General features: G+C 67.7%; 19 protein-coding genes and 1 pseudogene. 13 read left to right on the top strand and 7 right to left on the bottom strand.

Annotated features, from left to right (window positions below; translation table 11 throughout):
* Positions 1–117: 117 nt before the first annotated feature.
* On the top strand, positions 118–1,347 hold the full coding sequence (gene istA, locus AC57BS_RS05155; protein ID WP_496410389.1) for an IS21 family transposase: 1,230 nt from the start codon (positions 118–120) through the stop codon (positions 1,345–1,347).
* On the top strand, positions 1,347–2,183 hold the full coding sequence (gene istB / locus AC57BS_RS05150; protein WP_496410388.1) for an IS21-like element helper ATPase IstB: 837 nt from the start codon (positions 1,347–1,349) through the stop codon (positions 2,181–2,183). Before istA ends, istB begins: the two co-directional genes overlap by 1 nt.
* 742 nt (positions 2,184–2,925) lie before the next feature.
* Here istB and AC57BS_RS05145 read toward each other — a convergent pair.
* From AC57BS_RS05145 to AC57BS_RS05135, 3 genes are read right to left on the bottom strand one after another with little or no spacing between them, the layout of a single operon-like run.
* Positions 2,926–3,999 carry a class I SAM-dependent methyltransferase gene (locus tag AC57BS_RS05145; protein WP_496410387.1) on the bottom strand — a complete coding sequence of 358 codons (1,074 nt, stop codon included), beginning with the start codon at positions 3,997–3,999 and terminating at the stop codon, positions 2,926–2,928.
* Complete coding sequence (locus tag AC57BS_RS05140; protein WP_496410386.1) at positions 3,996–6,275, bottom strand: molybdopterin-containing oxidoreductase family protein; 2,280 nt, start codon at positions 6,273–6,275, stop codon at positions 3,996–3,998. The genes AC57BS_RS05145 and AC57BS_RS05140 overlap by 4 nt, the downstream gene beginning before the upstream one ends.
* Positions 6,275–6,898: a cupin domain-containing protein gene (locus AC57BS_RS05135; RefSeq protein ID WP_496410385.1), complete on the bottom strand. Its 624-nt coding sequence runs from the start codon at positions 6,896–6,898 to the stop codon at positions 6,275–6,277. Before AC57BS_RS05135 ends, AC57BS_RS05140 begins: the two co-directional genes overlap by 1 nt.
* A gap of 62 nt (positions 6,899–6,960) precedes the next feature.
* Between AC57BS_RS05135 and AC57BS_RS05130 the strand changes: the two genes are divergently transcribed.
* The 3 genes from AC57BS_RS05130 to AC57BS_RS05120 all read left to right on the top strand — a co-directional run bounded on the left by AC57BS_RS05130 (position 6,961) and on the right by AC57BS_RS05120 (position 9,700).
* Positions 6,961–8,070 carry a helix-turn-helix transcriptional regulator gene (locus tag AC57BS_RS05130; RefSeq protein ID WP_496410384.1) on the top strand — a complete coding sequence of 370 codons (1,110 nt, stop codon included), beginning with the start codon at positions 6,961–6,963 and terminating at the stop codon, positions 8,068–8,070.
* A gap of 129 nt (positions 8,071–8,199) precedes the next feature.
* Positions 8,200–9,312 carry a S8 family serine peptidase gene (locus tag AC57BS_RS05125; RefSeq protein WP_496410383.1) on the top strand — a complete coding sequence of 371 codons (1,113 nt, stop codon included), beginning with the start codon at positions 8,200–8,202 and terminating at the stop codon, positions 9,310–9,312.
* Between the two features lie 205 nt (positions 9,313–9,517).
* The gene (locus AC57BS_RS05120; protein WP_496410382.1) at positions 9,518–9,700 is read left to right on the top strand and encodes a hypothetical protein; all 183 of its coding nucleotides are present in this window, start codon (positions 9,518–9,520) and stop codon (positions 9,698–9,700) included.
* On the opposite strand, the gene AC57BS_RS05115 is transcribed toward AC57BS_RS05120, so the two are convergent.
* Positions 9,669–10,715 (bottom strand): IS30 family transposase, encoded by a 1,047-nt coding sequence (locus AC57BS_RS05115; protein WP_496410381.1) that lies wholly within the window; start codon positions 10,713–10,715, stop codon positions 9,669–9,671. The two genes, AC57BS_RS05120 and AC57BS_RS05115, sit on opposite strands and share 32 nt — an antisense overlap.
* Positions 10,716–10,743: 28 nt before the next feature.
* On the opposite strand from AC57BS_RS05115, the gene AC57BS_RS05110 reads away from it, so the two are divergent.
* Entirely contained in the window at positions 10,744–11,529 is a 786-nt protein-coding gene (locus AC57BS_RS05110) for a trypsin-like serine protease (protein WP_496410380.1), read from the top strand.
* Here the strand turns inward: AC57BS_RS05110 and AC57BS_RS05105 are convergent.
* The gene (locus AC57BS_RS05105) at positions 11,507–12,637 is read right to left on the bottom strand and encodes a sensor histidine kinase (protein WP_496410379.1); all 1,131 of its coding nucleotides are present in this window, start codon (positions 12,635–12,637) and stop codon (positions 11,507–11,509) included. The genes AC57BS_RS05110 and AC57BS_RS05105 overlap by 23 nt on opposite strands.
* A 131-nt stretch (positions 12,638–12,768) precedes the next feature.
* Here AC57BS_RS05105 and AC57BS_RS05100 point away from each other — a divergent pair, with 131 nt between their 5' ends.
* From AC57BS_RS05100 to AC57BS_RS05070, 7 genes and pseudogenes are all read left to right on the top strand, one after another.
* Positions 12,769–12,891, top strand: a complete 123-nt coding sequence (locus tag AC57BS_RS05100; protein ID WP_496410378.1) for a hypothetical protein — start codon at positions 12,769–12,771, stop codon at positions 12,889–12,891.
* Positions 12,892–12,912: 21 nt separating this feature from the next.
* Positions 12,913–13,224 (top strand): NEW3 domain-containing protein, encoded by a 312-nt coding sequence (locus AC57BS_RS05095; RefSeq protein ID WP_496410377.1) that lies wholly within the window; start codon positions 12,913–12,915, stop codon positions 13,222–13,224.
* A 92-nt stretch (positions 13,225–13,316) separates the two neighbouring features.
* On the top strand, positions 13,317–13,448 hold the full coding sequence (locus AC57BS_RS05090; RefSeq protein ID WP_496410376.1) for a hypothetical protein: 132 nt from the start codon (positions 13,317–13,319) through the stop codon (positions 13,446–13,448).
* Positions 13,449–14,094: 646 nt separating this feature from the next.
* Positions 14,095–14,454 (top strand): hypothetical protein, encoded by a 360-nt coding sequence (locus tag AC57BS_RS05085; protein ID WP_496410375.1) that lies wholly within the window; start codon positions 14,095–14,097, stop codon positions 14,452–14,454.
* Positions 14,455–15,167: 713 nt separating this feature from the next.
* A pseudogene (locus AC57BS_RS05080) lies at positions 15,168–15,423 on the top strand (transposase); the annotation flags it as partial.
* Between the two features lie 360 nt (positions 15,424–15,783).
* Entirely contained in the window at positions 15,784–16,422 is a 639-nt protein-coding gene (locus AC57BS_RS05075) for a hypothetical protein (protein ID WP_496410374.1), read from the top strand.
* A 348-nt stretch (positions 16,423–16,770) separates the two neighbouring features.
* Complete coding sequence (locus tag AC57BS_RS05070) at positions 16,771–17,715, top strand: hypothetical protein (protein ID WP_496410373.1); 945 nt, start codon at positions 16,771–16,773, stop codon at positions 17,713–17,715.
* A 175-nt stretch (positions 17,716–17,890) separates the two neighbouring features.
* Here the strand turns inward: AC57BS_RS05070 and AC57BS_RS05065 are convergent, their stop codons facing one another.
* Positions 17,891–18,715, bottom strand: a complete 825-nt coding sequence (locus tag AC57BS_RS05065; RefSeq protein ID WP_496410372.1) for a hypothetical protein — start codon at positions 18,713–18,715, stop codon at positions 17,891–17,893.
* A gap of 564 nt (positions 18,716–19,279) precedes the next feature.
* Positions 19,280–19,669, bottom strand: a complete 390-nt coding sequence (locus AC57BS_RS05060; protein WP_496410371.1) for a hypothetical protein — start codon at positions 19,667–19,669, stop codon at positions 19,280–19,282.
* Between the last annotated feature and the right edge of the window lie 254 nt (positions 19,670–19,923).

The following is a 19,923-nucleotide window of genomic DNA, read 5'->3' as shown; positions in this document are numbered from 1 at the left end:
TTGCGCTGGGTATTGGGTATCGTCCAGTCCTTCAACCACTGCGAAACGTTGCTTGTCGGCGGCGCTCGAAAACTGAACAGTTTCGGCGGTGAAAAGTGAGCACTCAACGATTGGAGTGTGATCACTTTGGAGGACTGGGCGCTGATCAGGAGGCTGGCTGCGGACGGGGTGCCGAAGTCGCGCATCGCTGAGCGGCTGGGGATCTCGCGGACCACGGTCATCAAGGCGGTGAACTCGGATGCGCCGCCGCGCTATGTGCGGGCGCCGGGGCCGACGTCGTTCACGGAGTTCGAGCCACACGTGCGGGCGCTGCTGGAGCAGACCCCGGACATGCCGGCCACGGTGCTGGCCGAGCGGGTGGGGTGGACTGGCTCGATCCGATGGTTCAGCGACAACGTGCGGCGGCTGCGTCCCGACCATGTCCGGATCGATCCGGCGGATCGGATCACCTGGACCGCTGGTGATGCGGCGCAGTGCGACCTGTGGTTCCCGCCGCGCAAGATCCCGCTCGAGGACGGCACCACGAAGCTGTTGCCGGTGTTGGTGATCACCGCGGCGCATTCGCGGTTCGTGACGGGACGGATGATCCCGACGAGGAAGACCGAGGACCTGCTGCTTGGCTCGTGGGAGCTGATCCAGCAACTCGGCCGGGTCTCGCGTCGGCTGATCTGGGACAACGAACCTGGCATCGGTCGTGGCCCTCGTCGCGCCGAGGGGGTGACCGCGTTCATGGGCACCCTGGCCACCAAGCTGGTGCTGTTGCCGCCGAGGGACCCGGAGTCCAAGGGCGTGGTGGAACGCCGCAACGGCTGGTTCGAGACCTCCTTCATGCCCGGGCGGACGTTCACCTCACCGGGCGACTTCAACACCCAGTTCACCGACTGGCTGGACAAGGCGAACGCCAGGGTGGTCCGCACGATCAAGGCCGCGCCAGCCGATCTCATCGATGCCGATCGGGCGGCGATGTTGCCGCTGCCACCGGTCCCGCTGCACCTGGGGTGGCGCAACAAGATCCGGCTGGGCCGCGACTACTACGTCCGCCTCGACACCAACGACTACTCCGTGGACCCCAACGTGATCGGTCGGATGGTCGACGTGGCCGCTGACCTTGACCGCGTCCGGGTCCGCGCTGATGGCCGGATCGTGGCCGAGCACGCCCGCGTCTGGGCCAGGGGAACCACGGTCACCGACCCCGCGCACGTCGAAGTAGCCGGCTGGCTGCGCAGGCAGTTCCAACAGCCCCGCGTCCACGCGACCGCTGGTGAGGACCTGGTGCGCGACCTGTCCGACTACGACCGGGCCTTCGGGATCAGCGGCATCACAGATGGTTGCGAGGAGATCAGCTGATGGCCGCCACCAAGAACCCTGCCAGTTCCGCCAGTTCAGGCCGGGCCGCAGCGAGCACCGAGGCCGTCAAACAGATCACCTACCTCGCCGCGGCGTTGAAGGCACCGCGGATCACCGAAGCCGCCACCCGACTGGCCGACCAGGCCCGCGACGCCGGGTGGACCCACGAGGACTACCTCGCCGCGGTCTTGGAACGCGAGGTGTCGGCTCGCAACGCTTCAGGGGCACAGCTGCGGATCCGCGCAGCCGGGTTCGGTGGCGTGAAGACGCTGGAGGACTTCGACTTCGACGCCCAACCGGCCGTTCGTCAGCAGATCGGCGCGCTTGCTTCGGGAGGGTTCCTGACCGAGGGCCGCAACGTCGTTCTGCTCGGCCCGCCCGGGACCGGGAAGACACATCTGGCCACCGCGCTGGGAGTCGCCGCCGCCCGACACGGACACCGAGTGCTGTTCGCGACCGCGACCGAGTGGGTCACCAGACTCACCGATGCCCACCGGGCCGGCCGGCTGCCCCAAGAGCTCGCCAGGTTGCGGCGCTACGGCCTCATCATCGTCGATGAGGTCGGTTACCTGCCCTTCGAGCAGGACGCCGCGAACCTGTTCTTCCAACTCGTCTCATCACGCTACGAACACGCCTCCCTGATCCTCACATCCAACCTGCCCTTCAGCGGCTGGGGTGGCGTGTTCGGCGACCAAGCCGTCGCCGCCGCGATGATCGACCGCATCGTTCACCACGCCGACGTCCTGACCCTGAAGGGCGCCAGCTACCGACTTCGCGGCAGAGGCATCGACAGCCTGCCCAGCATCCGCACCACCACCGACCAGACCGAGTCCTAGACTCGGCAACACCGCTCACTTTTCAAGCGCCGGGATCGACCAGCTTTGGAACGCCGTCGACATTGCTCATCTCGATTGCGTATGCGTCAGAGGTTGACGGTCGACTCACGCGTTCCTGGCGACGCTTTGCTGGGCAAGACCTTGCCCGTCGGCGAAGTCCTTCAGCGTTCTACGTTTTTCTCATCCGCATGATGACGACCTCGCGGATTACCGGCGCGACAGACTCCTGACAGTTCGGTGGTCTCGACTGCCCGGCTCTGCGAGCGAGGCGCCTGGTCCTAGTTGATCTCGATCGGGTCTGCTGCGCGGACAGGTGACAACTCGACCCTCGCCGTCTTGGTGGCCGATCGTCTCGCACACCATCGTCGGAGACCAACATCGGGAGGGTGCACTCCCCCGCTCAGAGCGCCCCCGTGGAGGTCGCCCGCCAGCACGCGATAGGGGGAGTGCAGAAGCGCCAGCCCGGGGCGTAGCGACCGGCCCCTCACGGCGCGGAACCTGCTCGGCAGGCGCGCCCCTGCCGGCCCGCGCCCCAGCTCGTCCTGAACGTCTGCCGCGTGCGTATCGCGGGTAGTCATCTCCGCCCCCTCCCGTTGGTCCGCGTCGGGCTCTGGTCGGCCCGGCCGACAGGACTCCTCACCTCACGATGCGCCCAGTCCTGGGACGCCGAGAGTGCCGAATGGAGGGCTGGGAGGGTCGAAGGTCACATTCACCGTTTGCTCGAGGAGCTCGGCGCCTGAGGTCAGGACAGCCGATAGAAGCGCCAGAAGCCGAAGTCCTCGATCGGGAGGACCTCGAAGGTGTCGAAGCCGGCGTCCTGGCCGTACGCCTGCAAGGTAGAGGGGCGCATCACCGTGCCGGTCCCGACGCTGGGGGGTGAGGACAGCCCGTCGGGCAGGCAGACGAAGAGGCTGAAGCCGTACATCATCCGTTCCAGCTCGTCGCCGTCCGGGGCGAAGGCGTCGGCGACGGCCTCGTCCATCACGATCAGTGAGCCCCCGGGGGCGAGGGTGCGTCGCACCGCGCGGAGGACCTCGACGGGGCGAGGCATGTCGTGCACGCACTCGAAGGCGAAGGCGATGTCGACCGTCCCCTCGGGCAGGGAGGCCGCGTCCTGGTGCAGGAACTGCACCCGTTCGGTCACGCCCTCCTGCGCTGCGTGCGCGGTGGCCATGTCGACGGAGGGTTGGTCGATGTCGATCCCGAGGACCGTGGCCGAGGGATAGGCCTTGGCCAGGGCGATGCTCGACCAGCCTGCACCGCACCCCACGTCGAGCACCCGGCAACCCGGTGTCGTGAGGGCGTCGTGCACGGCGGGCACGCCTGCGAGTGCCGGGGCGAGCCGCGTGTCGTACCACGGCCGGTTGGCGTCGGCCTGTGACTCCCGGGCGTCATCGCCGAGGTCGTCCCAGCTGATGCCGCCCCCCGTCCGGTAGACCTCGAGGAGTCGGGGGAGCACGGGGCCCACGGCACCGAACATCCGTCCCATCGGCGCGAGGTAGGCCAGGCTGGTCGCGTCTGTCATCACCTCGGCAGTGCTGGAGGGGATGGCGAAGCGACGATCGTCGGGGGCGCCGTCGGACTCGACGACCAGCAACCCCGACACGGCCTGCTGCTCAAGCCACTCGCGGGCGTAGCGGACCTGGGTGCCGGTACGGTGAGCGAGCTCTGCCGGGCTGGCCGGACCGTCGCTGGCCAGGGCGCGATACCAACCGAGACGGTCGCCGAGATACACCGACATGATCTCCACCGTGCCGAGGAGCGAGCCGAACAACCGCTCGGCAACCTCCTCTGCTGTCTGCTCGGATGCGTTCATCGATCCACTATGGACCCCGATTGCGACGGAGGAGCCCCTGGATCAGACCACGGGAACCTGAGCTCAGCCCTGCTCACAAGGGGCGAGCCGGCTGGCGATCTCCCGGCAGGCACAGCGGCGTCGAGCAGGGTGACGTCACAGACCGTGGCGCGCAGCGGGGAGCTGCCGCTGATGGGGTCGCTCGGCGTCTGGCGCAGCACCAGGTTGAGGTTCGCGCTGTCCGGCCCGTACGGCGGGTAGCCGCCCAGCCCCAGCTCGTCGCACGCCTGCCACCAGCCGTGCTGGGCGAACACCACCTGTGGGTCGAGGCTGGCATTGAGCTTCGCCCTCGCCTTGATGCTGCCGTGGGGAGTCTCGAGCGAGACCCAGTCGGATGCGACGATTCCGCGGGCGGCTGCGGTGGACGGGTGCAGCTCGAGTTGCGGGTCGGGTGCACTCTTGCGCAGGGCGGGGATCTGGCGGTGCTGGGTCTCGCAGAAGAACAGTGACTTCGCGCAGCTGAGCACCAGCGGGTACCGCTCGGCGAGGTCCGGGCGGGAGCGGGGGCTGGTGAGAGGTTCCACGAACTCTGGTAGGGGCGAGTAGCCATGATCGGCCAGGGTCGCGGAGTAGAGCTCCACCTTGCCTGAAGGGGTCGCGAACCCTGTGTCGAGGTACTTGCGGTAGCGCGTGGTCAGCGGCACTCGTACCCCCTCCGGTTGGGCTCGCAGCTCTTCCAGGGTGATCCCGCTTGGCGCCAGCTGGTGGCGCCACGCCGCGTCGATGTCGCCGTCCCAGAAGTGCGCGCCGAGGCCGAGTCGCGTCGCGAGGTCGAACACGATCTGCAGGTCCGAGCGGGCTTCACCCTGCGGTGGCACCAGCGGCTGTCGCAGCTGGACGAGCGACTGAGCCTCCTGGCTGTACTCGAAGCCGATCTTCAGTGCCTCCGACTCGAACGGCGTCGTCGCGGGCAGCACGATGTCTGCCAGCTCGGCGGTCGGGGTCATGAACAGGTCGATCTGCGCGAAGAAGTCCAGGCTCCGTAGCGCGTCGCGGCCGCGGGCGCTGTCGCCGTGGGCCATCACGAGGTTGCCGCCGAAGCTCAGCAGCGTCCTGATCCGTCGATCGAGCGCGGCGTTGTAGAAGTCCTCGCCGGTGACGAACTCGAACCGGGCCGGCCCGAGCGGTCGCTCCTCGAGACCCACTGCCGGCGGGCGCGCTGGGGTCAGGAACTCCATGCCGTCGACCGGGTTCGACGGCACCGCCTCGAACAGCACGTTCCCACCCGCCACGTCCAGGCTTCCGGTCAGCGCATAGAGCACGTTGATCGCGCGGATGGTCTGCGTCGTGCCGCTGTGCTGTTCCAGCCCACTCCACGTGTAGAACGCCACCGGCCGGGCCTCCCAGAGCGTCCGCGCGGCGGCGACGATCACCCCGGCCGGTACTCCGGTGATCTCCGCTGTCACGTCCGGGCGGAACTCCGCGCAGCGCGAGGTCAGCAGGTCCCAGACGCTGCGGCCGTCGACGTCGTCACCGGCATTCGTCCAGTGACGGACGAAGTCCTCGTCGTACCAGCCGTTCTCGATCATCACGTGCGTGAGGGCCAGAGCGAGTGCCGCGTCGGTGCCGGGCCGAACACGTAGCCAGTGGTGCGCCTTGGACGCCAAGCCCGCCTTGCGCGGGTCGATGACGATCAGTCGCGCGCCGCGACGGAGCGCGGCCACGGTGCTCGTCGCGTGCGCGAGCCTGGCCACGGACGGGTTGTATCCCCAGAACAGGATGCAGCCGGCATTCTCGAGGTCCGGCAGGTACGCGCCGGGCACGGAGGCGCCGTACGTGTAGAGCGGCGCGAGGTATCGACCCCACCCGCACAGCTCCACGGAGGTGCAGTAGTTGGGGCTGCCGAACGCACGGATCAGTCGCTGTACCCAGTCGACGGCGTCGCTGATCGCCGAGGTGGACGGCGAGCTCGAGCTGAAGCCGACCGACTGCGGACCTCCCGCGGCAGCGGCGGCGTTCAAGCGGTGGGCGATCGTGTCCAGCGCCTCGTCCCAGGTGATCTGCTCCCACCCCGGGTCGACGGCATCCTTGCTGGTCGTACGCCTGAGTGGGTGGCGCAGCCTCGAGGGGTGGTAGACGATGTCGGGCGCCGCCTTGCCCTTCACGCAGATGGCGCTACCCGTTGGGTGCGACGGATCCGGGTCCAGCGCTACCAACGTCCCGCCCCTCACCGTGGCGCGTGCCCCACAGCGCGACACGCATAACGGGCAGTACGTCGGAACCGGGCTTCCACCCATCAGATGAGTGTCTCGCCGGGCGCAGGCGTGCGCAACGGAGCTCGCACGCCAACACCGTCCGGACCGTCTTCTCGCTGAGGCTCACCCCGCCCACAGCGGTCACGACTTGCCCTTCGTGAGAACCATTGCCGCGACGTGGGTCGTCCTATCCGAAGGTCAGCCCGTACTTCTCGATGATGGGCGGTGGTAGCCGCGAAGTCGGGCTCGCAGCCGTAGGGAGCGATGAATCGGTCCAGGTCGAAGTCGTCTGTGGCGGTGTCGATGATGCGAAACGCCTCCTCCAGCCCGCCCGGCGAGATCAGCTCGAGGAGTCGGGCGGGTTCGTCGGCGGCGTTGAAGAAGGTGTGCCACTCGCCGCGCGGCTTGAAGACCAGGTCACCTTCCTCGGCGATGTGTTCTGCGTTGTTCGCGATGAACCAGACCCGGCCTTCCAGGATGAGGCTGAACTCGTCCTCCTTGGTGTGCCGGTGCAGTGGAGCAGCGATGGCGTGGGGGGCCAGCAGGTGTTCGACCACCGCCAAGCTGCCGCCCCAGTCCTTGGAATCGACCAGGAATCGGTCGCGACACCCCAGCGGTGGGCCAAGGACCTCCCCCTCGCCGGCGGGGATGATGCGTGTCTCCATGGGTTGAGGATCCTGCGGCGCGCGCTCGTACGCCATTGCAGAAATCTGGTAGGCAGACCGACATGGGCACGCACCAGCGGGTGATCGACAAGCTGAAGTCGGTCACAGACTCAGGATCGGACCTGGTGACGCTGTGGCGGGAGACAGGTCCGCTGCTGGCCGAGGCAGTCCCCCACTTCGAAGGCGCGTGCTTCTTCACGGTCGATCCCGCATCTCTGCTGACAACCAGCCACTTCCAGGAGGGACTGCCCGAGATCCCGGGCGAGTGGCTGGGCCGGGAGTACGCCGAGAGCGACTACAACTCGATGCGGGAGGTGCTGAACTCCTCGCAGGGTGTCGGGACACTGCATGACGCCACCGGGGGAAGGCCCGAGCTCTCCCGCAAGTTCCACGAGGAGATGCAGCCGTACGGGTGCGACCAGGAGCTGCTGTTCGCCCTGCGGACACGCGACGGCGAGGCGTGGGGCCTCGTCGGGCTGTACCGCGAGACTGGTCGACCGGCGTTCTCTCGCGTCGACGTCGACCTGGTACGCCACGTGGCGCCGTGGCTCGCCACCGGCGCCCGGCACGCACTACTCCTCGGTCAGGCACACGAGCCCGACCTCCCGCACGCGCCCGGGCTGGTCATCCTCGACGAGCGGCTCGCCGTCGAATCGGCGACACCCACCGCACCCGGATGGCTCGCCGACCTGGGTGGGACTGTCGACACGCGGCCAGCAAGCGTGCTCGCGGTCGCGGGACAGGTGTTGAGCCAGGCCGGTGGCCCAGCTGAATCACGGGTACGCGCCGACAGCGGACGATGGATCGTCCTGCATGGCTCCGGCCTCGACCGCCGCGACGGAAGCCGGCAGGTCTCGGTCGTCATAGAGGCCGCTCAGCCGATCCACCTGACCTCGCTTCTCATGCGTGCCTTCGACCTCACGTCACGGGAACAGGAGATCACCCTCATGGTCATCCGTGGCGAATCGACAGAGACGATCGCGCGGGAACTGGTCATCGCGAGCGGGACCGTGCAGGCGCACCTGCGCAACATCTTCGAGAAGACCGGCGTCCGAAGCCGACGGGAACTGATTGCCGTCGCATTCCACCGTCACTACGAGCCGCGCGTTCGCGACAACGAGCAGCGGACGCTGGTCGGCTGTCCCTCACGGCACGGTCCGATGCCTGCGTAGCAGCAGGCCCACTCTCGCGCGCATTCGAACAGATCTGGTCAGCGAGACGCGCTGCCGCCGTGACCTCTGCGCGGCCGGCCCGTTGGACATCGCGAGACAAGCACCCCCCGACGGAAAGGCATGCCCCCCATGCGCCGAGTCCTTGGATCAGCCCTGCCCCTCGCCCTGGCCGCCGCGCTGCTGCACGGCGGCACCGCCCACGCAGCCACGAGCGACCCCCTCCGCGATCTGCAGTGGGGCCTGGACCAGGTCCGCGCCGAGCAGGCGTGGACCACGACCACGGGCGCCGGGACGGTGGTGGCCGTGGTCGACACCGGAGTCGACTTCACCCACCCCGACTTGAAGGCCAACCTCCTCCAGGGCGCCACCTTCACCGGCTGCACGGGACAGTCGCCCTGCGGCAACGGTGACTACCGCGGCCCGGATGGGGAGAACAACGCCGATGAGCACGGCACCCACGTGGCTGGGACCGTCGCGGCCGTCACCGACAACGGCATCGGCGTGGCCGGCACCGCTCCGGACGCGAAGATCCTGCCGGTCAAGGTCCTCGAGGACGGCAGCGGCTCCTTCGAGGAGATCGCCGACGGCATCCGCTGGTCGGCCGACAACGGCGCCGACGTCATCAACCTGAGCCTGGGCGCCCTGCCCGGGGCGCAGGCTCTGACCCTGACGGGGCTCGAGAGCTCGGTGACCGAGGCGATCGCCTACGCCAACAGCAGGGGTGTCGCGGTCATCGCGGCGGCCGGCAACTCCGCGACCGCGCTGTGCAACACCCCGGCCTTCGAGCCGGGCGCTGTCTGCGTCGCCTCGACCGACCGCAACGAGGCCAAGAGCTGGTTCTCGGAGCTGCCGAACAAGGCCGACCTCAAGGCGGTCTCGGCCCCGGGCGGTGCCGGCCTCCTGTTCTGCGAGGACGACATCGTCTCGACCGTGCCGCTGGGCACCGGCAGCGCCGGCTGCGGCGAGGCGGACTACGACTTCTACGCGGGCACCTCGATGGCCACCCCGCACGTCGCGGGCGTCGCGGCACTGCTATTCGCGCAGGGCCGCAACCTCGCGGAGGTCGAGAACGTGCTGCTCGACACGGCACGCCAGCCCCTCACCGAGGTCACCGGGGTGTACTCGCCGGTCTTCGGCTGGGGCATCGTCGACGCCGCCGCGGCCACGGCGACGTCGGTCACCACAGCACCCGCGCCCACCAAGGGCAAGGGCGGCAAGGGTGGCAACAAGCCCAGCCGTTGAGGACGGCACCTCATAAATCGCAACCTGATCGCCACGCCTGACGCTTCCACCACACGGCCCGGTCCTCTTGGACTGGGCCGTCTGGGTGCCGTGCCTGGCGTGGCCGCCGCGTGGGTCCCTCAATTCGCTCGGATCTACGGCAGCCTGACCCCAGGAGCTGACGAGTCACGCGCAGTGGGCGCCCGGCTCGGGAGGAGCAACGAACATGCGCAAGACACTGGTTCTGCTGGCGGGCCTGCTCATGGCCACGACCATGACCGCGCCCCCCGCGGCGGCGATCACGGGCAACTATGTCGAGGACTTCGAGCACCCGTTCGTAGGACTGGTGGCGTTCTACGACGAGGACGGCCGCGGACTCAATCGGTTGATGCAACGAGCCTCTGGTTGAGGGCCTGGCCGGGAGTCTGCCACTCGAGGGTCTTGCGGGGTCGGGTGTTGAGCTGCAGGGCGACTGCATCGCAGTCGGTGGCGGTGAGGTGGCGCAGGTCTGCACTCTTGGGCCAGTACTGACGCAGCAGCCCGTTGGTGTTCTCGTTCGTCCCGCGCTGCCAGGGTGACTGGGGGTCGCAGAAGTAGATCGGGATGCCGGTCTCGGTCTTGAACCGGGCGTGCTGGGCCATCTCCGATCCGCGGTCCCAGGTGATCGACTTCCTGAGCTCCAACGGCAGGGTCGCGATCATCTCGCTCAGCTTCATCCGGGCGATCTCCGCGGTGTGACGACCCGGTAGCGGCGCGAGAAGCACGAACCGCGACGACCGTTCGACCAGCGTGATCACCGCTCCCTTGCCCGTGCCGCCGAGCAGCAGGTCGCCCTCCCAGTGCCCAGGCACCGCCCGGTCCTCGGCCTCGGCGGGACGCTGCGAGATCCGGATGTCGTCGGTGATCCCGAGCGTGACCCTTTTGGCGCCACCAGCCTGGGTCTTGCGGCGCTGCCGCTGGGTGCGCAGGTGCGCGGTCAGCTCACGCTTGAGCTCGCCCTTGGTCTGGACGAACAACGCCTGGTAGATCGTCTCGTGCGACACCCGCATCCTCACATCGCGTGGGAACAACACCGGCAGCATCGCTGCGATCTGCTCCGGCGACCAGTTGCCCCGCAACAGCTGCCACACCTTCTCCCGCAACGGCGCATGGTCCAGCCGCCGGGCCTTGGGCCGGCGGGCCTTGCGCGCTGCCTCGCGCTGCGACCACTTGGCGCTGTACTTGAGCTGATAGCCCCGCCCACCGGCCCGCGCTGTCCGCCTGCGGGGCGAGGCAGTCCCGAACGACCCCGCGCGTCGCAGCTCCCTCGAGATCGTTGACGGATGCTTGTCCACCAACGCCGCGATCGTGGCCTGCGGCAACCCCGCCATGTACGCCCGCTCAATCACCAACCGCTGATCAGCGGTCAACCTCACTCCCGGCACGCGCCGCAACCTCTCACTCACGATCGAGTTGCAACAACCGATTGAGTTCGCCGGCGAGTTCGTGCAGCGCTGCTCTGGGTCACTGCTGACGCCCACGGTGTTCCTCACCGCCGGGCACTGCACGGACGCCTCGACAGGCGCAGCCACCGCGCGGGTCTACTTCCAGCAGGACGCCGGAGCCAACTACGATCCTGCGACCGGGCTGGACCCGGTCTCCGGGTACCCGCAGACGTGCGCAGCCGGGACACTCGGAACGCTGTGCGCCACCTCCGACGAGCTGTACAACTACGGATTCTCCCAGTCCGGTGGCCTTCCCAACACACGCGACGTCGGCCTGGTCATCCTGGACCAGGAGATCGCGATGCCTGAGTACGGCACCCTGGGGGCCGCCGGCACGCTCGACATCCTGGCCACTCGTCGAGGACAGCAGGAGCTCACCTTCACCGCCAGCGGCTACGGCTTGACCGAGAGCTCCCCGGTGAAGGTCACGTCCTTCCGCGAGCGGCTGATGGCCCAGGCACAGCTGACGAACCTGCGCAGCCACCTCACCGACGGGTTCAACCTGCAGACCAACGGAAACGGCGCCGGGCGTGGCGGCACCTGCTCGGGAGACTCCGGTGGTCCTGTCTTGTACGGGGGCTCGAAGAGCAACCTCATCGTCGGGGTCACCTCCTTCGGGCTGAACGCCTACTGCCGTGGCGTCGACTTCGCCTACCGGACCGATCAGCAGGCAGTGCTCGACTGGATCCGAGACGCCGTCGGCGAGAGCACGTGGGCAGACATCACCATCGTCACGACCTGGCCGGCCGCTTGACCACCCGACCGCGCGGTACTTGCGCGCACCGAAGGGAAGGCATCAGGACGAGCGGCTGGTCTCGGGACTCAGGGCGCCGCGACTGAGGATCGCAGGCGGACGTACGCCTTCCCAGCGGCAAGGATGGCAGTCCTGTCAGCGGTCGAAAACTGCCCCCTTCCCGACAGCTGGGCTCCCGGCTGGCTCCGAGCGGTTGCTGGTTCAGCTGTCGGAGTGGGGCGATGCCGTGGTCAAGCGTGACGAGGGCAGTTGGGGGGGCACGGGACAGCACGAGGGTTGCGATGGTCCCGCTCGGGGTCTCGGTGATCTCGACGCGACCCTCGTGAGCCAGCGCGATGACTTCGGCGAGGGACAACGCGAGGCAGCGAGGGCTGGTCGACGAATCGCCGCGCGATGTCCAGGTCTCAATGAGGTGGGCTACTGAGTCCGACTCGTGCCCGAGCAGAGACAGGCGCACGCCGACCGTGTCGCCCTCGTCGAGGACCTCGAGGGCTACGTCGGCGTCGAGGTGTGGCCCGACCAGGGCCTCGGTCAAGGCAGCGATGGCTCGTCGCACCCACAACGAGTCGGCGTTCGTGGGCACATAGGAGGTGGGCCCACTGCTGAGATGGACCCGCAGCATGGGATGACTGGCCCGAACCAGGATGGTCGCACGCCGTGCGACGTCGACAAGGGCGACCGCCTCCAGCGCCGGATCGGCAGCGTTGGCAAGATCGTTTGCACGCGCCAGTGCGGTGAGCGCGTCGGTCAGCGAGGTCACTCCTCGCCTGATGGCGGGGACCGCTCGGCGGGTGTCTTCCGGGAGCTCATCGATCGCGTCCTCTAGAAGCTCGAGGTGAGCCTGGATCACGGTCAGCGGCGTACGGATCTGGTGGTTGGCGATGGTGGCCACCCGAGAGGACAGCTCCTGCAGGCGACTGATGCTCTGCCAGTAGCGGGTCAGCTGGGCGTCCACCATCGCCGCCGGGTCGTCCTCGTGCTCGGAGACCTCGGTGACCAGGACCAGGGCACCGCTCGTCCGGTCACCGTCATGCAGGGGCGCCGCAGTGCAGCGCAGGTGACGCACCGGGTGGCCCGGCCGGCGCGTCGTGATGGCCGCATCGGTCACGGTCTCTCCAGCGAGTGCCCGCACGAGCGGGACCTCCTCGGGATCAAGCGGGCGGCGGCCAGCGGCGTCGAAGAGGTAGTACGCCGGCGCCCACTCCTGTTGCGCGGTATGACTGGCTCGACGGGAGGCGGTTGCAGGCCGGGGACTCGACGATGGCCACCCTGCCCGACGGCAACGTCGGGTTGCTCTACGAGCCGGGCCACAACGGCATCCGTTTCGCCAAGTTCAACCTCGCCTGGCTTCAGGGCCTGTGAGCTCCCGTCACCTCACCCGAGGTGACCCTCGAGCGTGGCACGGACACGACCACCACCCTGACAGTGGAGAACCAGCTCGGGCCCGTGATCAAGCCCCAGGAGCTGACCTTCGAAGCCCCCGATGGATGGACGGTCAGCGCCCCCGTCCCGGACCAGCTCGTTCCCGAGAGCAGCACCGAGCTGCCGCTCACGGTGTCCGTACCTGAGTCCAAAGCAGGAGGCACCTACCGCATCCCGGTCCGCCTGACCGCTCAGGGTGGACGCAGCTCAAGGGCACCGTCGCGGTGGTCGTTCCGAAGCGACCCGAGGAGATCGACGGTCGAATCTCCGTGACGGGCGGAACCCTCACCAACTCGAAGTCGACGCCGTACGCGGTCGGCGACCGGCTCTAGTTCACGTACCGCGTCACCAACCTGACGAGTGCGGTGACCACGGTCGTCCCGAGCGGCAACCTGTGTGACCTCGATCCCGCGATCGCCGCCCGCAGCTGCCGCTGGCGCAACATGCCGGCCAATGGCGCCTACAACTGCGCGCTGCCGTACCACGTCGTGACTTAGGAAGACATCGACCGCGGGTCGTTTACCCAGTCACGACGTGGACCTCGACGTCCGGCGAGGACGGCACTGTCGTGGACCACACGGGCCCGATCGTCAACCTGTCGTAGCTCCACCTGATCCTGGTCCACCCATGCCCAGGCGCTCATGCCCACCACCACGAGCCCGGGACACGACACGCGTCCCGGGCTCGTGGCTCAGGGGAACCACGACTGACCTGTGTCGAGGACGGCGGGTTCGCCAACAGAGGGAGGACTCACGCTCACGCTCAAAGCGCCCCTGTAGAGGTCGCCCGCTAATACGCCTATGACTGTCAAGCGCAGCCGCCCTGCGGTCGACGCTGGGTGCAGGCCGCCCTCAGGCTGATGGCTTACCGGTGCACCTATCAGCCGAAGCTGGACACCTCGGCGTCCAGGTCCGCGTGGGCCATCACGCCAGTCCCGTCACCGAGGTCCTGGCCGGCAAGGAGCGGCCTCAGTATCATCCGGTTCAGCGCCTACGACGGTGGCGCCGACCTGCTCCTTGGGAACGTTGGGAACGTCTACATGAAGTAGTGCCTGCAGAAACTCGACGGTCCCGGCCGCCCTCCGCAGGGCGAGCCGGGGCGCTTCCGTCGTGTCCGACCCGCCTCGCACATGTTCTGATGCGGATGACCGACGTCTACCCCGTCCACGCGCGCGAGGACGCCATCCTCGAACTCCCCATCCCCTACACCCACGCTGGAACCTGGCACGCCGAGATCCGCGCCCGGCTCGTCGACGAGAACACGCAGGACTGGTTCTTCGAGGTCGGCTACAACACCGGCATCGGCGAGAACCGCATCGACACCTTCCCAGCCGAGTGGGTCCGCCGCCCCGAGCTCACCGACCTCGACGGCTTCGTCCCGCCATCCGTGCTCGCCGGATCCGCGGCGACCAGGAGTGATGCGGCGCTGCCCGCGGAGCTGGCTGGAAGTAGCTCCGCGGGCAGGTCCCCTGGATGGGATGGCGAACGCAGCCCCCGCGAGTGACGCTACGCCTGCCGCGAACGGCCAGCCACACTGTCTAGGCCGGGGCGACAGCCCGCGTACCAGGATCCGAGCCCGGGTCACCGTCTCGTCGGGGTGGCCGCCCAGCGCTCAGGGGCCTGCAAGCCGGCGGGAGGACAACTTGCGGGGACTGAGCGGCCACACCCTCAGCGATGGAGACGGTCAAAGTGTTGAGGCATGACGTAGAAATCTCGGAGCAGACTGAGCCGACGCGAGCGCCCACCCCCAAGAGTGTGGACAGCTTCAGTGTTTCGGGACACGATGGCCCAGATTCTCGGGCGCACGCCGGCGAGGTCAGCATCGCCGGCGTGCAGGCTCGGCCGACGCGCCCCTCCCCCAGCGACCGGCCGGGCCGCCCCCAGCTACTTCGCTTCACCCGTTGCGCCGGGCCTTCGTCATAGACGGAGCAACTTTGGGGTACCACAACTCAGATCGACCGGCGCAAGCTGACGATCAGGCCCCGCTCGTTCCTCCCACCTCGAGCGGGGCCGTCCAGCACTACACGTTGGCGCCGTCCCCGAGCGCCACTTGGGCGCGCACCTGTAGTTCCAGCAGGTCCAGCTGAAACCACCGTCGAGTGACGTCCAGCAGAGTGGTGTACGGCTCCCGGGGAGCGTGTCGCTGTAGAAGCAGTGACGGCCACCGCGTGATCCTTCGAGTGATCTCCTACATCCAACTCGAAGAAGGACACGACGATGACCGTCACCCCCAGTATCGACCCTGCCCGTCTGCTCAAGGAACAGCTCGCGCGCAGGCGAGCCCTGATCTGTTGCGCGAGCTCCTCGCCACGTTCATCAACACGCTGCTGTCCGCTGAGGCTGACGCGATCTGCAGTGCCGACCTCAGCACCCCGGAGCGGGTTAACCGTCGTAACGGCACCGTGACTTCGACACCCGCGCCGGCACCCTGGACGTTGCGATCCCCAAGCTCCGGCAGGGGTCTTACCCCCCTCCCCCGAGTGGCTCCTCGAGAGTAGCGCCCACTTTTCAGGGGCTGACTGACGCCGCGCTCCACGAGCCCTCAGCCGCGCACGTTCCCAACCCGAGCAGGGCGCCAATGCCTGTGGCCCGCGGCGCGTCGGGCAGGGCTGCGGTCGCGCCGAGGCTGGGGTGCCGCTGTACTCCGTCGGCGCTGCACATGTGCTGGTCGCTGCCCATGTGTCGGTGAGGGCGAGCATCGCTCGTGCGAAGCACGTCCGCACCGTGACGCTCACCCTTACGGGGGGACGGGTCCCATCCGAGATCAGCGGTGGCGGGGAACACACACCAGGGCCGACCCCGGTCCGCTACCCCCAAGTTGGAGATGATCCCCATGCACACAGTGATGAAGACCGCTGCCACGGTCAGCGTGGCCACCCTGCTCAGCGTCGGCGCCCTGGGCGGCACGGCGTCCGCGATGGAAGCGCGCGACACCACCGAGACCTTCGGCCGCCTGACCGCCCTCAACAACTCCGGCGTGGAGGGCAGCGCCGAGGCCATCGTCACCGGCCGCCGTGTCGTCGTCGACATCGACGCGCGCAAGCTCGTCAAGGGCGTCCCGCACGCCCAGCACATCCACTTCGGCGCCCAGGCTCGACACGAGTGCCCGCAAGCGTTCGACGACAAGAACGGCGACAACCAGCTCACCACCACCGACGGCGCCGCGGCCTACGGACCCATCCGGATCTCGCTGACCACCAAGGGCGACACGAGCGCCAAGAGCGGTCTCGCAGTCACCCGGTTCCCGACCGCCCCACGCGGCAACATCCACTACAACCGCCTGACCCGGACCTCGAAGAACGTGGCGCGCGCCATCCGCCGCGGCGAGGCCGTCTACGTGCTGCACGGCGTCGACTACAACGGCAACGGCACCTACGACTTCAAGGGCAACGGCAAGAGCGAGCTCGACCCGAGCCTGCCGGGTGAGGCGACCGACCCGGCTGCCTGCACCGTCCTGCACGTACAGCGCTGAGGACCGTCCCTACGGCTGGACACACACTCCCCGGACACGGCCACCTGGAGACGCCGCTGTCGGACGACGCACGGTCTGGGTCTGCTGCACGGATCGGTGTCACTTGGCCCCTGCTGGAAGCACTGCGACCAAGAAGGGCAATGTGCGCCTCCGCGCTCAAAGCGCCTTGGTAGACCTCGCCCGCCAACACGCCAAAGGGGATGTGCACCGCTGCCGCGCACGCCCGACGCTCAGCGTCCCTTCGAATGCAGCCTATGGGCCACATTGCGCCGCCTGTCGGCGCTGGCGCGACGACTGGATCAGCTGATGTGCGAGCGATCGTGGCAGTGATTGAGGCATGGTCCTCGCATGGCACCCAATATCGTCGGCGCGCAGGTGATGGAGGCGATTCGCCTAGCGGTCACCCCTGGCGATGCGGACATAGTCGTCGCCAAGGCTGCTGTCCGGTCCCGACTCTCCGAAGCAGCCGCGCAGACCCAGACGCTGATCGATGAGGTCCTTGCGAGCATGGGCGTGACACCAGCTGAGCGCAACGAGCACTACTACATAAGGCCGGAACTCGAACCCGAGGTAGCTGTCGATCCCGAGGCGATGCAGCTCAAGCGCGCACGGATGACCCACGCGACGAAACTCGCCATTGCCGAGCTGGTCGCGGAGGGAGTCATCGTTCCAGCGGAGACCCCCGGCAATGACTACATCCAGGTTGCGGTCCATCGCGCGGGAACTTCAGGCAATGAACGCGTGCCAGTCTCGACGCCCAAGTTGGATGGTGCCTACCGGGCGAAACCTCGCACTGGACCGCTCGGCGAGGCACCGGCTCTGAGTGCCGCGGAGTTCGCCGCCGGACTCGGATCACTTTTGACCCCACGAGCCATGGAGTGCCTTTCCGAAGCCCTCGCCGCCTATCGCCGGGGTCTGTACCTGAGCGCGGTCAACCTACTCGGAGCCGTGAGCGAAGCTGCCTGGTACGAGGTGGGCATGGGGCTTGAACCCGAGAGTTCCGAGCTGGCTGCCGCACTGGCGCGGAACAGCACGGGAGAGGTGCAGCGCTTGGTGGCGAACATGTTCCGCGAAAGGGGCCGTCGGGCACGGGCGATGACCCAAGAGCTGCTCGCACACGCTTCCTACCTTCGCGACCTCGGCAACTACGGGGTCCATCCCGCAGCCGACCAGGATCCCGGCCAAGCGCATGCGTTCACAGAGGTCGGCTGCACCGTGCTGGTTATGGCAACCCACCGATACCTGGCGCGACTGCGTGAAGCCGCTGAGCTGATCGGCCTCGACTTCAGCTAGTTCAGCCGAACGCTTGTAGTTCTGAGCCTCGCGGGCATCCATATCTGGCACCCCTCTGTGTCAAGGAGCGCTTGGAATCAGGGCAGCGGTAAGCGGCCGCGTGCCGCTCGGGCGACATGCGCCTGGGTCTGTTGCGGCGGCGCCTCCACGGGCCGCGAACTTCACATAACCCCGGTCACTGACCTCCGTCTAACGCGTTGGCCTTTGCATGGGCACGGGCAGACTTGGCGCGTAATCGCTTCAAGTCCTTCCACATCTTCTTCTCAGCGCGAGTCAACGGACCGTGAGGCTGAGTGCGCTCAAGAATGGAGGCCAAGTCTGACGCGGCAATGGCTGTGCGCATGTTGTTGGAACGAATCGTCGCCGCCCTGCGCCGCGCCCTCTTTGACACCGGCCTCCTCGGCACCTGAGCCTTGGCTGCCTCGACGTTAGTTGGCTCCGAGTCCACCGGCTCTCGGGGTGGCCCTGGTTGCATGAGCGCCTCGTCAAGATCGGGTCGGAGGTGGACAGGCAATAGTGCGTGCAACCTCAGAGCGATGGTGCCGAGCACGAACGAATCGGAAAGGCGGACCTCAAGTTCTCGCCACCGCATGTCAGGCGACATCTCCACATTCGCGTCCTGGGGCGTGCGAAGGAAGCAACGGCCGTCCGCACGCACGGCCAGGTCGCCCTGGAACCTGTCGTCGTACCGGCCCTTGACCGTTAACGTGCCGATCGGCACCACTTCGAATGCGTTCGCCCTACCCACCATTTCGCGGTGGAGTGCACCACCGCGGAACTCGACAGTCGTGACATGAAACTCGACCTGTTCGCGGCAACTCCGCAAGACGTCCATCGTCATCGACCTGATGAGCGCAGGCGTTCCTGGGTGGGCGTGCAGGTGTCGTTTGAGGTCCCACTCACGACTCGATGCAGAGGGGTTCGGAGCCGACAACGGCTGCTGTTGCGCCTGCTGCCAAGCAAAGTGGTCGCCTGCGCTGTAGGGCTCAAAGTTGCTCATGCGTTTCTTCGCTCCACCCTGGGCTGGAATGAGGCGGCCGGCCCCGCGTCACGCTAGGCCCGAAGTTCCTCGTTACATAAGTGCGACCCATCTACGTACCCCATCCTGGCGACAGGTCGGCTCCACCGATAGGCAATAGGCCGCGGGACCGTCACCTGCCTGGCCGCCCACCAACTCCCCCGGCAGGCGCCAGCAAGGGGAGACTGCTGCCTCGGTGCGGGGTGTGGCGCCAGCCGATCCCGCCACCGAGTTGAAAGGCGCGGGAATCGAGCCATGGTCCGCGATGACGCCGCAGAGGAGGACGACCTCGTTGCGGGGGCCGACTCCACGGTCGACCTTTGTTGGCTGGACGACGCATGAGCGTTGGCCCAGGCGCGATCATCGACACCGGCCCCGCCCTCACCTTCCTCGGGCGCAAGGACGCCATGACGGAAGGATCGTCCGTAGAGCGCCTCCACGAGATTGCGCAGCAGGATCTCAGGCTCGGCTGGTGGTCGTCGGCCCCGCACCGCCGACCGCAGGAGGCGACTCGCCCCGCGTACTCCGCACGGCGCGGCGTGTCTCCTATGTCGCGCGGGGTGTGGCTGTGGGCGGCTGGGCCCCGCCAGTTCGCATCCCGGCTCGATATGCCAATTCGACCACGACGTAGCCGACGGCAGTGCCGACTACAAACGCGATCCAACGCCATTCGACCGGGCTGATCGCGACCGATATCCATATGACGGCTACGAGTCCGTAGAGGGCGATCGTGGCGAGCTTCGCCGACTTGGGAAGGGACGCTGCCTTGTCTTCCTCCGCCCGTCGCATGGCAGCGGACCATAGGGTTTCGCCTTCGCGTCTGTCGTTGCGGTTCGGCCGTGTCGGTGGGACGACGATCGCGAAGATGCGGAAGGTGCCACCGAGCAGGGCCGCCATCAGCCCTACGATCAGGTCACTGCCCCAGGTGTCAAGCATTGGCACCGCCTCCGGAGGCAGGCGATGGCTGGCTCGCGATGTCTCGGCCTACCTTCCAGGCCTTCATCACAACGATGAACCCCGCGATGGGCGCGAAGACGATCGCCAGCGAGATGAGGTAGGGAGAGCGAATCTGGCTCTTCACAATCCAGGGTGTAGTCGGGGTCTGAAGCCGCCAGACTCGAGCAGAGATCTCGCGATGTAGTTGGTGAGGTTGCGGAACCCGAGCGCTGAGCCGCGGAGGTGTTCGAGCC

The organism is Nocardioides sp. BGA-UO-ETr-FS32 (genome assembly GCF_059567905.1).
This window is presented reverse-complemented; position numbering and strand designations above follow the sequence as displayed.

Bases quoted from the DNA above. Each gene is read 5' to 3' on its own strand.
- istB (WP_496410388.1), top strand. From the start codon at position 1,347: ATGGCCGCCACCAAGAACCCTGCCAGTTCCGCCAGTTCAGGCCGGGCC.
- AC57BS_RS05145 (WP_496410387.1), bottom strand. From the start codon at position 3,999: ATGAACGCATCCGAGCAGACAGCAGAGGAGGTTGCCGAGCGGTTGTTC.
- AC57BS_RS05140 (WP_496410386.1), bottom strand. From the start codon at position 6,275: ATGGGTGGAAGCCCGGTTCCGACGTACTGCCCGTTATGCGTGTCGCGC.
- AC57BS_RS05135 (WP_496410385.1), bottom strand. From the start codon at position 6,898: ATGGAGACACGCATCATCCCCGCCGGCGAGGGGGAGGTCCTTGGCCCA.
- AC57BS_RS05130 (WP_496410384.1), top strand. From the start codon at position 6,961: ATGGGCACGCACCAGCGGGTGATCGACAAGCTGAAGTCGGTCACAGAC.
- AC57BS_RS05125 (WP_496410383.1), top strand. From the start codon at position 8,200: ATGCGCCGAGTCCTTGGATCAGCCCTGCCCCTCGCCCTGGCCGCCGCG.
- AC57BS_RS05120 (WP_496410382.1), top strand. From the start codon at position 9,518: ATGCGCAAGACACTGGTTCTGCTGGCGGGCCTGCTCATGGCCACGACC.
- AC57BS_RS05085 (WP_496410375.1), top strand. From the start codon at position 14,095: ATGACCGACGTCTACCCCGTCCACGCGCGCGAGGACGCCATCCTCGAA.
- AC57BS_RS05075 (WP_496410374.1), top strand. From the start codon at position 15,784: ATGCACACAGTGATGAAGACCGCTGCCACGGTCAGCGTGGCCACCCTG.
- AC57BS_RS05070 (WP_496410373.1), top strand. From the start codon at position 16,771: ATGGCACCCAATATCGTCGGCGCGCAGGTGATGGAGGCGATTCGCCTA.
- AC57BS_RS05065 (WP_496410372.1), bottom strand. From the start codon at position 18,715: ATGAGCAACTTTGAGCCCTACAGCGCAGGCGACCACTTTGCTTGGCAG.
- AC57BS_RS05060 (WP_496410371.1), bottom strand. From the start codon at position 19,669: ATGCTTGACACCTGGGGCAGTGACCTGATCGTAGGGCTGATGGCGGCC.